Origin of the sequence: Rhodococcus sp. IEGM 1379, assembly GCF_030056815.1 — a bacterium.
Taxonomy (GTDB): Bacteria; Actinomycetota; Actinomycetes; order Mycobacteriales; family Mycobacteriaceae; genus Rhodococcus_F.
In genome coordinates, this window is the sequence record NZ_JASHKR010000064.1 from 5,923 (window position 1) to 22,821 (window position 16,899).

Annotated in this window: 14 protein-coding genes; all 14 read right to left on the minus strand. The window is 60.1% G+C overall.

Features of this window, described 5'->3' with window-relative positions; genetic code table 11:
* Nucleotides 1-3,206: DNA-directed RNA polymerase subunit beta (gene rpoB / locus QM600_RS23170; RefSeq protein ID WP_283263911.1), on the minus strand; the 3,206-nt coding region annotated here is incomplete at its 3' end.
* Between the two features lie 439 nt (nucleotides 3,207-3,645).
* Nucleotides 3,646-4,467 (minus strand): hypothetical protein, encoded by an 822-nt coding sequence (locus QM600_RS23175; RefSeq protein ID WP_283263912.1) that lies wholly within the window; start codon nucleotides 4,465-4,467, stop codon nucleotides 3,646-3,648.
* A 72-nt stretch (nucleotides 4,468-4,539) separates the two neighbouring features.
* Nucleotides 4,540-5,196, minus strand: coding sequence for a hypothetical protein (locus QM600_RS23180; protein WP_283263913.1), 657 nt, complete (start codon nucleotides 5,194-5,196; stop codon nucleotides 4,540-4,542).
* Nucleotides 5,197-5,301: 105 nt separating this feature from the next.
* Nucleotides 5,302-6,549: an MCE family protein gene (locus QM600_RS23185; RefSeq protein ID WP_283263914.1), complete on the minus strand. Its 1,248-nt coding sequence runs from the start codon at nucleotides 6,547-6,549 to the stop codon at nucleotides 5,302-5,304.
* Nucleotides 6,546-7,820 carry an MCE family protein gene (locus QM600_RS23190; RefSeq protein WP_283263916.1) on the minus strand — a complete coding sequence of 425 codons (1,275 nt, stop codon included), beginning with the start codon at nucleotides 7,818-7,820 and terminating at the stop codon, nucleotides 6,546-6,548. Before QM600_RS23190 ends, QM600_RS23185 begins: the two co-directional genes overlap by 4 nt.
* Nucleotides 7,817-9,064, minus strand: coding sequence for an MCE family protein (locus QM600_RS23195; RefSeq protein ID WP_283263918.1), 1,248 nt, complete (start codon nucleotides 9,062-9,064; stop codon nucleotides 7,817-7,819). Before QM600_RS23195 ends, QM600_RS23190 begins: the two co-directional genes overlap by 4 nt.
* Complete coding sequence (locus QM600_RS23200; RefSeq protein WP_283263920.1) at nucleotides 9,064-10,059, minus strand: MCE family protein; 996 nt, start codon at nucleotides 10,057-10,059, stop codon at nucleotides 9,064-9,066. The genes QM600_RS23195 and QM600_RS23200 overlap by 1 nt, the downstream gene beginning before the upstream one ends.
* Nucleotides 10,056-11,135 (minus strand): MCE family protein, encoded by a 1,080-nt coding sequence (locus QM600_RS23205; protein ID WP_283263921.1) that lies wholly within the window; start codon nucleotides 11,133-11,135, stop codon nucleotides 10,056-10,058. Before QM600_RS23205 ends, QM600_RS23200 begins: the two co-directional genes overlap by 4 nt.
* Entirely contained in the window at nucleotides 11,132-12,493 is a 1,362-nt protein-coding gene (locus tag QM600_RS23210; RefSeq protein ID WP_283263922.1) for an MCE family protein, read from the minus strand. Before QM600_RS23210 ends, QM600_RS23205 begins: the two co-directional genes overlap by 4 nt.
* A complete protein-coding gene (locus QM600_RS23215) occupies nucleotides 12,490-13,350 on the minus strand; it encodes an MlaE family ABC transporter permease (RefSeq protein WP_283263923.1) in 861 nt (286 codons plus the stop codon). Before QM600_RS23215 ends, QM600_RS23210 begins: the two co-directional genes overlap by 4 nt.
* 5 nt (nucleotides 13,351-13,355) lie before the next feature.
* The gene (locus tag QM600_RS23220; protein WP_094271802.1) at nucleotides 13,356-14,150 is read right to left on the minus strand and encodes an MlaE family ABC transporter permease; all 795 of its coding nucleotides are present in this window, start codon (nucleotides 14,148-14,150) and stop codon (nucleotides 13,356-13,358) included.
* A 9-nt stretch (nucleotides 14,151-14,159) separates the two neighbouring features.
* Nucleotides 14,160-15,281 (minus strand): ABC transporter ATP-binding protein, encoded by a 1,122-nt coding sequence (locus QM600_RS23225; protein ID WP_283263926.1) that lies wholly within the window; start codon nucleotides 15,279-15,281, stop codon nucleotides 14,160-14,162.
* A 255-nt stretch (nucleotides 15,282-15,536) separates the two neighbouring features.
* Nucleotides 15,537-15,917 carry a 50S ribosomal protein L7/L12 gene (gene rplL, locus QM600_RS23230; protein WP_243619742.1) on the minus strand — a complete coding sequence of 127 codons (381 nt, stop codon included), beginning with the start codon at nucleotides 15,915-15,917 and terminating at the stop codon, nucleotides 15,537-15,539.
* 78 nt (nucleotides 15,918-15,995) lie between these two features.
* Nucleotides 15,996-16,589 carry a 50S ribosomal protein L10 gene (rplJ, locus tag QM600_RS23235; protein ID WP_283263924.1) on the minus strand — a complete coding sequence of 198 codons (594 nt, stop codon included), beginning with the start codon at nucleotides 16,587-16,589 and terminating at the stop codon, nucleotides 15,996-15,998.
* Between the last annotated feature and the right edge of the window lie 310 nt (nucleotides 16,590-16,899).

Consider the following 16,899-nt stretch of genomic DNA (forward strand, 5'->3'; position numbering starts at 1 on the left):
CCGTAGGCCTGCATCGCCCAGCACTCCATCTCACCGAAGCGCTGGCCACCGAACTGGGCCTTACCACCGAGAGGCTGCTGCGTGATCATCGAGTACGGACCGGTCGAACGAGCGTGGATCTTGTCGTCGACCAAGTGGTGCAGCTTGATGATGTACATGTAACCGACCGAGACCGGGTACGGGAACGGCTCGCCGGAGCGGCCGTCGAACAAGGTGGCCTTTCCGTCGGAGCCGACCATCTGCTCGCCGTCACGGTTCGGGATTGTGGAGGCAAGAAGACCAGTGAGCTCGTCTTCCTTCGCGCCGTCGAACACCGGGGTTGCGATGTTCGAGTCGGCGGGAGCGGACAGCATCTCTTCCGGCAGGGTCGCAGCCCAGTCCGGACGGGTGCCGTCAGCCGCGACCTGAATATTCCAGCCGGTCTTGCCGATCCACCCGAGGTGGGTCTCCAGGACCTGACCGATATTCATACGACGCGGGACGCCGTGCGTGTTCAGGATGATGTCGACAGGCGTGCCGTCCGAAAGGAACGGCATGTCTTCCTGCGGCAGGATCTTGCCGATGACGCCCTTGTTGCCGTGGCGGCCGGCGAGCTTGTCGCCGTCCTGGATCTTGCGCTTCTGTGCCACGTACACGCGGACGAGCTCGTTGACACCGGGAGGCAGATCGTCGTCGTCATCACGCGAGAAGACGCGGATGCCGATGACCTTGCCGGTCTCACCGTGAGGAACCTTGAGGGACGTGTCACGAACCTCGCGAGCCTTCTCACCGAAGATGGCGCGAAGGAGACGCTCTTCGGGGGTCAGCTCGGTCTCGCCCTTCGGCGTGACCTTTCCGACCAGCACGTCACCGTCACGAACCTCGGCACCGATACGGATGATGCCGCGCTCGTCGAGGTCAGCGAGGACCTCGTCGGAGACGTTCGGGATGTCGCGAGTGATTTCCTCGGCACCGAGCTTGGTGTCGCGGGCATCGATCTCGTGCTCCTCGATGTGAATCGAGGTCAGGACGTCCTCTTCCACGAGACGCTGCGACAGAATGATCGCGTCCTCGTAGTTGTGGCCTTCCCACGGCATGATTGCGACGAGCAAGTTCTTGCCCAGCGCCATCTCGCCGTTCTCCGTGCAAGGACCGTCAGCCAGAACCTGGCCGGCTTCGACGCGCTGTCCTTCGTCCACGATCGGACGCTGGTTGGCGCAGGTGCCCTGGTTGGAGCGAGCGAACTTTCGCATCCGGTACGTCTTGCGACTTCCGTCGTCAGCCATAACCGTGACGAAGTCAGCGGAGATTTCCTCCACCACGCCCGTCTTCTCGGTGATGATGACGTCGCCGGCATCCACAGCTGCACGCAGCTCCATACCGGTACCCACGAGAGGAGCCTCGCTGCGAACCAGCGGGACAGCCTGACGCTGCATGTTCGCGCCCATCAGGGCACGGTTTGCATCGTCGTGCTCGAGGAACGGAATCATCGCGGTAGCGACGGACACCATCTGGCGCGGCGAAACGTCCATGTAGTCGATGTCGGTGGACGAGACGAACTCGACCTCGCCACCCTTACGACGGACAAGGATCTTCGCGTCGGTGAAGCGGCCTTCACGGTCGATGGCCGAGTTGGCCTGAGCGACGACGTGACGGTCCTCTTCGTCGGCAGTCAGGTAATCGACGACGTCGGTGACCTGTCCGTCGACAACCTGGCGGTACGGCGTCTCGATGAAGCCGAACGGGTTGACTCGTGCGTACACCGAGAGAGAACCGATCAGGCCGATGTTCGGGCCTTCCGGGGTCTCGATCGGGCACATGCGGCCGTAGTGCGACGGGTGAACGTCGCGAACCTCGAGGCCGGCGCGCTCACGGGACAGACCACCCGGGCCGAGGGCGGACAGACGACGCTTGTGCGTCAGCCCCGACAGCGGGTTGTTCTGGTCCATGAACTGCGACAGCTGGGACGTTCCGAAGAACTCCTTGATCGCAGCGACGACCGGGCGGATGTTGATCAGTGTCTGAGGCGTGATTGCCTCGACGTCCTGCGTGGTCATGCGCTCACGAACCACGCGCTCCATGCGGGACAGGCCCACGCGGATCTGGTTCTGAATGAGCTCGCCGACGGTACGCAGACGACGGTTGCCGAAGTGGTCGATGTCGTCGACCTCGACGGGAACCTCGACGCCGTCCGGAGCCGTCATCGACAGGTCACCAGCGTGCAAACGCACGAGGTACTCAACTGTCGCGACGATGTCTTCTTCGGTAAGCGTCGATGCAACGATCGGCTGGCCAGCGTTCAGGCCGAGCTTCTTGTTGATCTTGTAACGACCCACGCGAGCGAGGTCGTAACGCTTGTCCTTGAAGAACAGGTTCTCCAGCAGGGTTTGCGCGCTCTCCTTGGTGGGGGGCTCGCCCGGACGCAGCTTGCGGTAGATATCGAGCAACGCCTCATCGGTGCCGGCGGTGTTGTCCTTCTCCAGCGTGGCCATGAGGATCTCGGAGAAGCCGAAGCGCTCCGTGATCTGCTCCGTGGTCCAGCCGAGTGCCTTGAGCAGGACGGTAACGGGCTGACGACGCTTACGGTCGATACGGACACCAACGGTGTCACGCTTGTCGACGTCGAATTCGAGCCATGCGCCACGACCCGGGATCACCTTGACGCTGTGCAGATCCTTCTCGGTGCTCTTGTCGACGCTCACGTCGAAGTACACACCGGGAGAACGCACGAGCTGCGAGACGACCACGCGCTCCGTGCCGTTGATGATGAAGGTGCCCTTAGGGGTCATCATCGGGAAATCACCCATGAAGACCGTCTGGCTCTTGATCTCACCAGTGTTGTTGTTGATGAACTCCGCGGTGACGAACAAAGGCGCCGCGTAGGTCATGTCCTTGTCTTTGCACTCGTCCGTCGAGGCCTTGACCTCGTCGAATCGAGGATCAGAGAAAGAGAGTGACATAGAGCCGGAGAAATCCTCGATCGGAGAAAGCTCCGCGAGGATGTCTTCGAGACCGCCGGACACTGCATTGTCGCCGAGAGCTGCTGCTCGTTCGCGCCAACTCTGCGCGCCGATCAACCACTCGAACGAATCGGTTTGAACATCAAGAAGCCCGGGAACATCGAGGGGTTCGCGAACTTTCGCGAACGAAACCCTCTTTGGGGCTCCGGGGATTCCGGAAACTGCCTTGGTCTGGCTAGAGACTGCCAAGATGCGTCCTTCCAGCACCTCACGCGGGCCGCTCCGTACTGTTGCGACCGCCGCTGTATCTGCTTCGAATTTCGCTGGTTACAACCCGAACGAAACCCGTCGCAGAAAGCAAGAAGTTCTTGACTTCGCAGCGGTTGAGACGAGGGGTGGACAGGAGGCAGCCAGCGCAACGTCCAAAAGTACACCCTTACTCAGGAAATGTCGAGTCGGGTGTACGGAGGGGTCAGATTCAGGTACTGGCGTAGGCCGTAGATTCAGGGTCTGCGCGTGTTCACCGATCAGACTGGACCTTGCGGCCCGTTGCGTCAAGAGCGCCAGGGCGTGTCGCGGCATTCGAACATCAGATTAGCGAGGATTCGAACACATCCGGGGCATTCTACCGAGACCATAGCCCGGAAACGAAAAATCTGGACCGGAATTTCCACTCCGGTCCAGATTTCCGAACAACGCCAGGACTCTAGCGATCCTTGATCTCCGAGATCAGCCAGTTCCCGTCCTGCTTCTCCAAGCTGACGACAACCATCCCCGACCGCGAACCGGCGGCAACTCCACTCTGCGTCGAACTCACGTTCAACTGCGCGAGCAATTGCGCCCGGTCCTTTTCGAGACGCGTAATGCCGATCTCCGTGACGTCGGCTGTAGTCGCCGTCTGCGTCTGTTCGACGCCGGCCTTCTGCGTGTCCTTGTACTGAGTCAACTGGTCGCGCATGGCTTGATTGAGCCCCTGTACGCCCTTGTCGAAATCAGCGTCGAAGGTATCGGGAGCAAATGTGAACACGGCTTCCAACGCCGGAGGCGTAATCCGGAGCACTTCCGCCGTTGCGCCCTCGTCCACCCAAGCGACGTCGTCGATCTGTGCGCCCACTTTGAAGAACGCGAGGCCGGCGAACACGGCGACCACCACTGCGGCCACCCCGACCCCGGCGACGAGACCCCACTGAGTTCGACCCGAATGCTCGGCGACGGAAGATTCAGTGGTTTCTGCTGCCGTCTCCCCCGCCTTGAGTTCGGACGGAGCATCAGCCGAGACCTCGGCTGGTGTGGATTCAGCCGGCTGAGGCGTCTTGAGTTTCTTCAGACTTGTTTTCGGAACCTCGACGGCCGGTGTTGCCTCGGCTGGCGTCTCGACTGACGGTGCGGTTGTCTCGATCGCCTCAGGCTCGACGGCTTCGGTACCCGACGTCCCTGTGGGGACGTTCAGCGAGCGGGCTGATCCGGCAATCTTCGGCCGTCGATTCGGATTGACCGGCGGCATCCCGGCTTTGCGCTTGGGTGGCATTACGCGCTTCTCCTTCGAAGGACTGAACAGATCCGCGAATTCGGTCTCGCCGCTGCAGAACGGGTCGGGTGACTACTGACCACCGGTATCGCCGCCTTCGCTCGGCGCTGGGGTCACGGCACCAGGGGCTGTCGGTGCACCAGAAGCCGGTCCGGAACCATCAGCGGGCGCGGAACCAGCGGAACCATCAGCGCCCGGCAGCGTGCCCGAATCCAGATCGACCCGGTTACCGATCGGTTCAGCCGACTGAGCCTTCCAGACACCGTCCACCTCGACCATGCCCAGCCGCATGCCGAGCTGATTCTTCACATACTGGTTGCCCTGGGTGGTGGTTACCTTCACGACGACAAGCGCCGTTGCAGTCCGGTCGTCCGTATTGAGTTCGGTGAGTGCGGCCTGCACGACCTCCGTGTCCGCCTTGGATCCGGAGTTCCGCAATTCATCCGTGATGGAGTCCTGAACTGTCTGCAGATACGTTGTCATCTCGTCTCCGGTTACCGATGACTGCATGTTCGCGATCGAGGCATCGAGATTGGCGGCATCGGCATTGTTGAGATTGACCGCAACTTGCTGAGCCCCCACCAACGCCTCGTCGCGAATCTCGGCAACGTTGCGTGCCTTGAAATACCCGACGCCGAACACACCGAGCGCAACAAGTGCCACCAGGAGGAGAACACCGACCGCCACAATCGGCGCCGTAGACCCCTTCGAACTGTTTTTCTGAATCACGTCACTACCCTACTTAACTGTATTGCTCAGACTGTGGCCACGAACTGGCAACTGCCACAACTGAAGTTGCCTGAACTGCACAGACTCCGATACCTCACGCGCAGATTACTTGGGCGTGATTCCGATCGACGGCGCCAACTGAGTCGCGATCGGATTGAGGTTCAGCTTGTCCGGGTCCACCTTCGGCTTGAAGTCCCACGGCTGGATCGTGCCCGGATCGGCGTAGATCACCCGGTTGGCACTTCGGACACCGGTCTCGCTGCCCAACGGAACCTCACACGACGCGGCCGTGTTCAACGGGAAGTCCTGCTGTGTGTCGTCGAAGTTTGGATCCTTGCGCTTCATGTCATCCAGGATCGCCATGGTGCCCTCGTATCCGACGGTGCACGAGAGCGGATTGTTGGTCTCCAGCACCAACCCCTGATGCACGGTTCCATCACCCGGAGCAACCGTCGGGGCGGCAGCAGCCAAGCCTGGCAGGAAGATCAGGAACGGTTGCAATGCAATCGCGCGCGGGGCCAAGGTCTTGGTGGTCGCCGCAAGGTTGGTGAGGTCGGTGGTCAGCGACGGACCACCTTCATTGATCAGCGCGCCAATTTGATCGCTCGCGGGGATGCCGTTGTCGATCAAACGCCGGATGTCGGGGTCGCTCGTACGCAGTTGCGCGGCAACAACATCGAGATCAGCACTGAACTGCTTGATCGCCGACGACTGATCCGACTGCGTCGTGAGCACCGTCTCGCTGTCCCGGATCAGTCCGAGAGTCTGTGGCAGCGTGTCCAATCCGGACTGAGAGAGACCGGACAGCGAATCTGCGAGGACCTGGATGTCTTCGCCCTTACCGTTGAACGCTGCACCCAACTCGACCGCGACGGTGTGAAGTGCGTCGACCGGTACGGAATGCACCAACCCGTTGGCGCTGCCCAACACCTCTTCCACCGGAATCGGCGTCGTGGTGTCACCCACCGCGATCACGGATCCGTCCTCGAGGAACGGACCCTGATCGGTGTCAGGAATCAAATCCACGAACTGCTCGCCGATAGCCGAGCGGTTGGCCACCACGGCCTTTGTCGACGCCGGGATCTGCGGGGCATTGCTGTCGATCATCAAATCGACCTCGATGCCGTTGGACGTCAACGACATATCGCCGACGCGTCCCACTGGTACACCGCGGTACGTGACCTCGGCGTTGGTGAAGATTCCACCCGACGTCGCCAATTCCGTCTTAACCGTGTACTGACCGAAACCCATGAGATTGTCGAGACGTACGTACTTGGCGCCCACATAGACGAGACCGAAAAGCGCAACCAGCACGAAGCCGACGAGTTGCCATCTGACCAGAGTTGATCTCACTGTCCACCACCGATTCCGAACTGATCCAGCATTCCCTGGATGGGGTTGAGCGGGCCGTTCGCGGCAGGAGCAACCGCGTCACCTGTCGGCGCCACCGGCAATGCGGCGACCACCGGCAACTGCGGCAGGATCGGCGCGATCGGAAGGAGTGAAACCGTCGGCCAACCTGGCCGTGGACCATTCCCGTTGTAGTACGGGTTGGACGGATCGACCACCGGCTTGGGGTCGCCGAACTTCGGCTGGCGATACTCGGGATCCCCCTGTCCGACACCGAGTCCGGAGAGAGTGTTACCGATCTGCAAGTCGACCACCAGGAAGAGGTTCACCGATCCACCCTGAGTGATCTTCTCGACGCCGTCGGGGAACGGGAAGGTCGGTAGGAACGGAAGTGCACCCACAAAATCGTCACCCGAATCCGCCAAGGCCTGCAGCGTCGGCCGCAGTGCCTGCAGGTCCGCAATCAAATCGTTCTTCGATTGAGTGAGGACATCGGTGCCTACTGTTCCGAGGCGATCGACCTGTGTGAGCATCTGCGTCAACTGCGGACGCTGCTCGTTGAGAACCTGTGTTGCAACGGGCAGTTCGTCGAGGATCTTGTCGATCTTCTCGGTCTGATCGTTGACGCGAGTGGACAGAACATCGAGTCCGTCCAGGGCGCGAGCAATATCGTCGCGCTGTTCGTTCAATCCACCGATCAACGTGTTTGCCTGTTCCAGAAGACTTCTCGTCTTTCCTTCACGACCGTCGAATGCTGCGCCGAGTTCCTGCACGATGGGTTGCAATTGACCGACCCCGCCGCCATTGAGCAACAGTGACAGTGCGCCGAGCACCTGTTCGATCTCGGTGGCATGACGCGTCCGATCCAGCGGGATCAGGTCACCATTGGCCAATTTCGCCGTGGTGTCCGCTCCACTGGGCGGAGCCGAAAGCTGAATGAACTTCTCACCGAGCAGATTGGTCTGTTCCACTGCCGCAACGGCATTGGCCGGCAGGTCAACCGAAGAATCCAGGATGATTCCCACGTCGGCAGTCCAACCGTCCGGACCGACCGTCACCTTCTCGACCCGGCCGACCGGAACACCGTCCACCTTGACGGCAGACTGCGGAACGAGATCCAGGACGTCGTCGAACTGGATAGTCAGGTTCATCGGATCCGATCCGACGTCCGGTCCACCCGGAAGCGGAACGGCGTAGATGCCTTCCGACGAGCAGGCCGTGGCGCCGAGCAATACCGCGCAGAGGCCCGCGCCCACAATCAATGTGCGCTTCACTCGCCCTCCCCACTGGTCAGTCGCGGTGACACAACACCGGGCACTGTGCCCGGAACTACCTGGGTTTGACGCTCCGGACCGGCCAGAATCCCGAAGGGAAGATTCAGGTTCTTCGCCTTCTCGGCCGCGTCCGACATCGCTGCAACGCCGGCGCACTGATCGATAGCCGGTTGCATCTGTCGTCCCAACTGCTCAAATCGCGGATCACCGGGAAGCAACTTGCCGACATCCATCAACTTGCACAACACAGCGGCCGGATTCTCCAGGTCGGGGAATGCCAAACGTGAAGCAAGAACACCAGCTTCGGCGTCGTACGAGTTCACGAGGTTGGAGATCGCAAGCGGCAACATGGTCAAGGTATTTGCTAACCCTTCCTTGTTGTTCGCCAACGTCTGAGTGGGTGCGACCAAACCGTCTACGGTCGTCACCAACTGATCTCGGTTGTCTGCCACGAACTTCGCGACGTCACCGAGCGCCAGCGACAACTGATTCAGAGCGGCGCCCAGATCCTCACGCTCGCCGGCCAGAAAGCCGGTGAGGTCGGACAACTGCGTATTGAACTGGCGCACTTGCTGGTCGTTGGTTGCCAACGCTCCGACAAAGGTATTGAGGTTCTTGATCGTGATCGAGATGTTGTCTCGCGAGTCGTTCAGGGTGCGAGCCGCATCGGACAGCTGAGTAATGCTCTCCCCCAAGGCAAGTCCGTTCCCGTCCAGGTTGGCTGCGCCGGTCTCCACAAACTTCGAGAGCGCACCGTCCTTGTTCGCACCTTCTGGACCGAGCGCCGACGAGAGATCGTTGATGCTGGCATACAGCTGGTCGACCTCGACCGGTGTAGCAGTTCGCTCGATCGGGATCTCCGAACCGCTGGCCATCTTGTCGCCGCCGGTGAAGACGGGACTCAGCTGAATGTAGCGGTCGGCAACCACCGACGGCGTGATCTGTGCCGCGTTGACACCCGCCGGGATATCGATCCCACGATCGACTCGCATTTCGACCTTGACCTGGTCACCCTGCGGTTCGACCGACGTGACGCTGCCGACCTTGACGCCGAGAACTCGAATGTCGGAACCGTCGTAGATTCCGATCGACTTGTCGAAGTAGGCCGTGATCGTAGTTGTGCCGGCGCGGGTCAACACCCACCACAGGCCCCCGACGATAACCAGCACACCGATCAACGCCGCGGCGACAATCGCAAAAAACCTCTTCCGGGAGCCGCTGCCGGCTTCTGCAGTGTCAGCCATCAGTTGCCTCCCAACGTACGCATCGGTTCGCGGTAACCCGGAATGTCCGGCAGACCCGGCGGGAGAAGGTTGACGACGACCTGATCGAACCAGCGACCGTTACCGACTACGTTGGCGTACAAGCGAATAAAGGGTTCGTAGAGCTTCAGCGCCTTGTCCAAGCTCTCGTTGTTGGCTTCCAGAATGTCGATGACACCGTTGAGTTGTGTCAGCGCCGGTCCGATTGCCGCCTCGTTGTCACGGACAAGCCCTGTGAGCTGCTGCGACACTCGCTGGGTACCGGTGAGCAGTTGCGAAATCGACTGCTGGCGATTGTTCAACTCCTGCACCAGCAACCCTCCGTCCCTGATCAGCTGAGTGAATTCGTTGTTCCGGTCAGCCAGGATCTGCGAAGTCTTTCCTGTTGCCTCGAACAGCTTCTGCAAGTCCTGGTCTCGGCTCGCGATCGTCTGCGACAACCGGCTCACGCCGTCGAGCGAGGCCCGGACATCATCCGGGGTTTCGGAGAATGCCTCGGACAACGTCTCCATGCTCTTGGCCAATTGCTCGGTGTCGATCTCACCGACCGTGTCGGACGCCGCTGAGAATGCCTGCACAACGTCGTACGGAGACGTGGTGCGTGCCAGCGGAATCCGTTCCTTGGGGTCCAGGTTCTCGGTGCCGCGCGGATCGAGAGCAAGGTACTTCTGACCCAAAATCGTCTTGATCTGAATGGACGCCGATGTCTGGTCGCCCACCCACGCGTCCTTCACCTTGAAGTCCACCAGCACGCGATCACCATCGAGGTCGACGGACGTTACCTTGCCGACCTTCACGCCGGCGATACGAACCTCATTGCCGGGCTTGAGCCCGGCAGCTTCGGTGAATTCGGCAGCGTACGAAGAACCTGCGCCGACGAATGGGAGCGAATCGAGGAAGAACGCGGACAAAGTTGCCAGAAGCACCACGAAGATGCCGATTGCGCCGGCCATGGCCGGACTGCGACGTTTTTTCATCGGCCCTGCAACTCCTTGATTCCGTCTTGAGTGCATCGCGTGGCCGCGTTGGTGTAGATCGGCTGATTGACGGTAGGCAGTCCTGTCGGCAAGTTCAGCGACGTCGACTGTCCGGGACCGGCGATGATGTCGATTCCGCACAGATAGAACTGGAACCACGAGCCGTAACTGGCCACGCGCGCCAACTTCTCGAGCTTGACCGGCAACGTCGAGAGCACCGAATTCACGTCGTCACTACGACGATTCAGAGTTGTCGCCAACGTGTTGAGCGCCGTGATCGATCCCTGAATCGAGGGTCGCGTCGGCTCCAACAGATCGGCGGTCGCGTCGGTCAGACCCGCGAGTGAGGTGACTGCGGAACCGACAACACCCCGCTCGTTAGCCAGTCCGGTGACCAGTTGTTGAGTGTTGATGATGAGCGAATCCAAGTTCTTGTCATTCGCATTCACGGTCGCGAGCACATCGTTGAGGTTCTTGATGACTGCCCCGATGACTGCGTCCTTGTCTGCCACCGTATTGGTGAGACTCGCTGTGTTGCGGACTAGTTCACCGATCGTTCCCGACTCACCCTGGAAAACCTGGATGATCTGGTACGAAAGCTTGTTGACATCCTCGGCACTGAGTGTGGTGAACAGCGGCTTGAAGCCGTTGAACAGCGTCGTGAGATTGACGGCGGGACGAGTCTGTTCGAGTGGAAGTGTGTCGCCCCCGTTCAACTTCTTACCCGGACTCCCCTCCCCCTGCGCCAGAGAAATGTATCGCTGACCGACAAGGTTGCGGAAGCGAATCGTGGCAATGGAACTGGCCGGCAACCAGTCTCGATCGGAAACCGAGAACTCGACTTCGGCTTGGTTGTCGTTGACGATCGCGATCTTCTCGACCTGACCGACACGAACGCCGGCGATACGAACCTCGTCGCCCTCGTTCAACGACGTGACATCGGAAAACACGGCATTGAACTTGGTTCCGCCGCCTCCTCCGAGATTCGCGATACTCGCTGCAAGCAAGCCCGTAGCCAAGATGGTCACGACGATGAAGATGATGAGTTTTGTCAGCGGAGCTGCAAGACCTCTCATTGGAAGCTCACCTCCGCGCCGGCGAAGGCTGGAGCGCTGACCATAGTTGTCCACGACGGAACATCATCCGGCGCAACACCATTAGCCTGTCCGTAAATCACCTTCAACGTATCCTCTTCGAGTTTCGAGCCGGCGTACCCGGCCTGCTGCACGGGACCGCTGTTGTTGGTCGAGAACATCTGGGGCCCGGAGCCTTCCGGCGCCGGCAGGAACTCCATGGTCTCCGGTCCACCGTTTCGCGAAGGAACCTGGTAGGAACCGTCACCGTACGAACCACCGGGGTACTGCGGGAAAGGCTTGCCGGGCTCAGTCACCTTGTCGTAGCAAACCGGTCCGCGGTTATCCACGAGCCGAGGTTCGTCCTGATTGGGCAGGTAACGCCCCTTCGGATTCACGATCTGAATGTTTGCACGGACACCGGGATTAGGTGCGTCGACCGAAAGGATCTGCGCTGCATCCGGTGCCGCGTCCGAGAATCCCTTGAAGGTGCACCCAAATGTCGGTGAATACTGCGCCAACAACTGCAGTGCTTCTGTGGAGTCAGCTGCCAAGGTGATGATCGACGACGCATTGGTTTCGAGGAAGTCGGCGGTGTTCGAGGACGTTGCGGTCAACGAAGCCAGCAGGGTGTTTACCTGATTTTTCTTCTCGACCACCGTTGTTCCGGTTGTCCGAAGATTATCGAGAGCATTCACCAGATCAGGCGCTGCGTCGGAGTACGTCTGCGAGAAGTCTGCAAATTTACGCAGGTCTTCTTGGACCGCAGGCAGTTCCGTGTTGACGCCTCGGAAGATCTCTTCGAGTCGATCGACGGTGAGCCCCAGTTCAGTGCCACGCCCCGTCAGACCTTGTGCAAGCGAACCGAGCGTGTTCGCGAGATCCTGCGGCGGAATTGCCTGCAGCAGGGGAAGCAAACCGTCGAGGACTTCACCCACCTCGACGGCGTTGCCACTCTTGTCCTGATGAAGCACGGTTCCCGCCGAAATCGGTGGTGCCGTAGTCCCCTCCGGGATGATCAACGACACGTAGCGCTCGCCGAACAGCGTCTTCGGAAGTAGACGGGCAGTGACGTTGGACGGGATCTGATCAGCTTTATCCGGGTCGATCGCAAGAACGGAAGTTACTTGGCCGTCTGTGGTTGACGCCGAACGTACCTCGCCCACCAACAGCCCACGGACCTTCACGTCGGCATTGGGCGGCAAGGCATTTCCCACTGAGTCCGTGACGAGGTCGACTTTAACGACCTCCTTGAACGCCTTGTTGAATGTTCCGATCGTGAAGACGAGAAACAGTGCCAGCACAACGAAGAACACAAGTCCGAGCACGCGGCGGCGCAGGACTGACGGAGCCTCGATCATCCGGCCACCCTCACTGTCGTCGTGGTTCCCCAGATTGCGAGGCTGAGGAAGAAGTCCAGTACCGCGATGGTCACGATGGCAGCGCGAACGGCGCGACCGACAGCCACGCCCACACCCGCGGGACCGCCCGACGCGTGAAACCCGTAGTAGCAGTGGATCAGAATCAGTACGAATGCGAAGACCAAGACCTTCGCAAACGAGTACAACACGTCTTGCGGTGGCAGGAACAAGTTGAAGTAGTGGTCGTACGAGCCCGTCGACTGCCCGTTGAACACGGTGCTGATCAAGCGCGAAGCAAGATAAGCAGCAAGGAGGCCCACGATGTACAGCGGAATCACGGCAACAAAGCCGGCAATCATGCGCGTCGTGACCAGGAAAGGTACCGACGGCACTGCCATGACCTCGAGTGCGTCGATCTCCTCCGAGATTCGCATCGCTCCTAGTTGGGCGGTGAAACCACAACCCACTGTCGCCGAAAGCGCGAGAGCAGCAACGATCGGAGCGATCTCGCGGGTATTGACGTACGCCGACAGGAAGCCGGTCAGAACCGAACTACCCAACTGCTCGAGTGCGGCAAATCCCTGCAATCCGACGACGACGCCGGTGAATCCCGACATCATCGCGATTACGCCGATGGTTCCGCCGATGACAGCCAAAGCGCCACTGCCGAAGGTAACTTCGGCCAACAGTCGAAGCGTTTCCTTGCGGTAGCGGTGCAGTGTGCGCGGAGTCCATGCAATGGCACGCGCATAGAACGACATTTGTTCGCCGGCGCGGTCGAGCACATTGAGTGGCATTCGGGCGAGCTTGCGACTTCTCAGTAGAAACTGGTCGCCGCGGCCTCGTGCGATGGTCATTTAGGTCAAGATCCCTTCGCCGGCACGATCTGGAGGTACACCATCGTCAGAATCAGGTTGGCGAAGAACAGCAACAAGAACGTGATCACCACGGCCTGGTTGACGGCTTCACCGACGCCCTTGGGCCCACCCGACGGATGCAGTCCCTTGTACGAGGAGATAACGCCCGCGATGACCCCGAACACCGCGGCTTTGATCTCGCCGCTCCACAGGTCGGGCAGCTGCGCAAAGGCCGAGAACGACGAGATGTACGCGCCCGGATTACCGCCCTGCAGAATCACATTGAAGAAGTATCCGCCCGCAATACCGACCACGGACACAAGTCCGTTGAGCAACACGGCGATAAGGATCATCGCGAGAACACGTGGAACCACCAGCCGCTGAATGGGATTGATGCCCAGCACTTCCATGGCATCGATCTCTTCGCGAATAGTCCGCGATCCGAGGTCGGCGGTCACCGCCGAGCCGGCCGCACCGGCAACCAGCAGTGCTGTCACAAGCGGACTGCCCTGCTGAATCACCGCCAAGACGCTGGCGGCGCCGGTGAACGACTCAGCACCGAGTTGCTTGATCAGTGAGCCTGTCTGCAGCGAGACGACGGCGCCGAACGGAATAGCGACCAGTGCAGTCGGCAAGATCGTCACGCTGGCGATGAACCACGCCTGCTCGATGAACTCGCGAAACTGAAATGGGCGTCTGAACGTGTTCTTGACGACCTCGACAAACAGCTCGACGATATTTCCGGCCTGAGTTAGCGCTCCGTTGACCGGACTCAGAACCGAATTGCGGGTGACACCCATCCGATATGCCTACCCTTGCCCGTGCGTCGTGTTTCCGTATGGATCGCCCTCGTATGCAGGGATCACCTGAGTGTCCTGCGAATTTCCGTCCCACTCGCCCACATAGCCGCTTGCGTCGGCGTACTGGGGATCGTACTGGCCATCTACCCCGGCTTCGTTCAGGCTGTCCTGAATTGCGGCCTGCGCGTTGGCCGGAAGGGTGTGCATGATCTGGCGGACACGTTCCTGGCGGCGTCCGACAGCCTGACGCTCCGGGTTACCGGGCGTTGCCTTCATCTGGGGAACGATGCCCTCGACATCCTCGACACCACCAGCATGGTGACCGGCATCCACGAGCGCCTGCTCGTGAGCCATCTGAGCTTCGTCCTTCTCCTCCGACATACCGATCGGACCGATCATGGTGCCGTTGAGGAATTGCTTGACGACGGGCTCGTCCGACGTCAGGAGCACCTCACGCGGGCCGAACATGACAAGTTGGCGACGGAAAAGCATGCCGATGTTGTCCGGCACGGTTCGAGCAAGGTTGATGTTGTGCGACACGATCAGAATCGTGGCGTCGCTCTGCGCGTTGATGTCGATGAGCGTCTGACTGATGTAGGTAGTGCGAACCGGGTCGAGGCCGGAGTCCGGCTCGTCGACGAGGATGATTTCGGGATCGAGTACGAGTGCCCGCGCCAAACCTGCACGTTTACGCATACCGCCGGAGATCTCGCCCGGGAGCTTGTCCTCGGCGCCGACGAGACCCGTCAGATCCAGCTTCTCCATCACGATCTTGCGGATGTCCGACTCGGACTTCTTGGTGTGCTCACGCAACGGGAAAGCGATGTTGTCGTACAAGTTCATGGAACCGAAAAGTGCGCCGTCCTGGAAGAGCACACCGAACAACTTGCGGATCTCGTAAAGCTCCTTGGAGGAGCACTGGAGGATATCCGTGCCGTCAATCACGATGGAGCCCTGTTCGGGGCGGAGCAGTCCGATCAAGGACTTCAAAAATACCGACTTACCGGTGCCCGACGGCCCCAGAAGAGCACTGACCTCACCGGCAGGGAGCGTCAACGACACATCCTGCCAAATCCTTTGCGACCCGAAAGACTTTGTCAGTCCTTGTACCGCTACCTCGACTCCCACCATTACCTCCGCGATGTCCGATGCATGCACCCCATGTGGGTTGGGTCACTCTATCGCATGTGTGTGTTACCCGTGACCGCGAATACTACTAACCGGTAGGGAAGGAACACAATTCACCAGACAGGTGCGGTCGTGCACAGTTCTGACCTGCTTCTATTCGGACAAATCTCGCGCGGAAAATTGATCAAAAAAAGAGGGCCACTTCCCGTAGGAAGTGACCCTCTTCTACTACTCGTGAGAGCAGCGGGGGAAACCGTCTTACTTGATGACGATCTTCGCGCCGGCGCCTTCGAGCTTTTCCTTTGCAGCTTCTGCTGCGTCCTTCGAAACCTTCTCGAGGATTGCCTTCGGAGCGCTCTCGACGAGATCCTTGGCTTCCTTCAGTCCGAGGCCGGAAACGACCTCACGGACGACCTTGATGACCTGGATCTTCTTGTCGCCAGCCGACTCGAGGACGACGTCGAACTCGTCCTGCTCTTCAGCAGCTTCTGCGGCCGGTGCGCCTGCAACAGCGACGGCGACGGGAGCGGCTGCGGTGACCTCGAAGGTCTCCTCGAATGCCTTAACGAACTCGGAGAGCTCGAGGAGGGTGAGCTCCTTGAACTGGTCCAACAATTCTTCGGTGCTGAGCTTCGCCATTGTGGCGGTCCTTCCGGTAAGTCCCATGTCGCTGATCCGCGACCGGGCGGGGTTATAGCAGTGATGCGCGGGTGCGGATCAGCTTTCGGCTTCGGCCTCGGCCGAAGCCTCGGTAGCAGCCTCTTCGGCAGCTTCGACGGGAGCCGAAGCTCCGCCTTCTGCGGCCAGCTTCTCCTGCAGTGCAGCAGCCAAACGGGCCATCTGCGAAGCGGGAGCATTGAACAGGCCTGCGGCCTTTGCCAAGTTGCCCTTCATCGCGCCGGCAAGCTTAGCCAACAGGATTTCGCGGGATTCGAGATCCGCGATCTTGTTGACCTCGTCCACGGACAGCGCAGCGCCGTCCATGTAGCCGCCCTTGATGATGAGCGCCTTGTTGTCCTTTGCGAAGTTCTTCAGTGCCTTCGCAGCGTCGACCGGTTCGCCCTTGATAAATGCAATGGCGGTCGGTCCGACGAACAGGTCATCAAGGCCCTCGATGCCAGCCTCTTTGGCGGCACGCTTAACCAGGGTGTTCTTGGCGACGGAGTAGGTGGCACCTTCTCCGAGAGCGCGTCGCAGTGTCGTGATGTTGCTCACTGACAGACCACGGTATTCCGTGACCACAGCAGCGGTCGAACCCTTGAACTGCTCGGTGATTTCTGCAACTGCAGAAATCTTCTCAGGCTTTGCCATACTTCGCCTCCTCTCGTGACAGTCGTTATCCCACTTCGGAACCGCTGCGCCGCGCCGGGAAAACCGACTCGACACAAGGCGAAGGACCTAAGACATGCAAAACGCCCCGGCGCAGGGCGCACGGGGCGTACAGAGGAGACGAACAGGAACGGATTGAACCGCTTCCGAAAGTTTTCCCCCTACCTCGTCCTCCTGCGTGGGCGCCGGGCAATCCCGGACTTTCAACCACACTCATTTCTGAGTGCAATAACCAACGGTCTTGGGTAGAACATGATTTTGGGGTGAAGTTCATATCCAGCACTGAACTCCG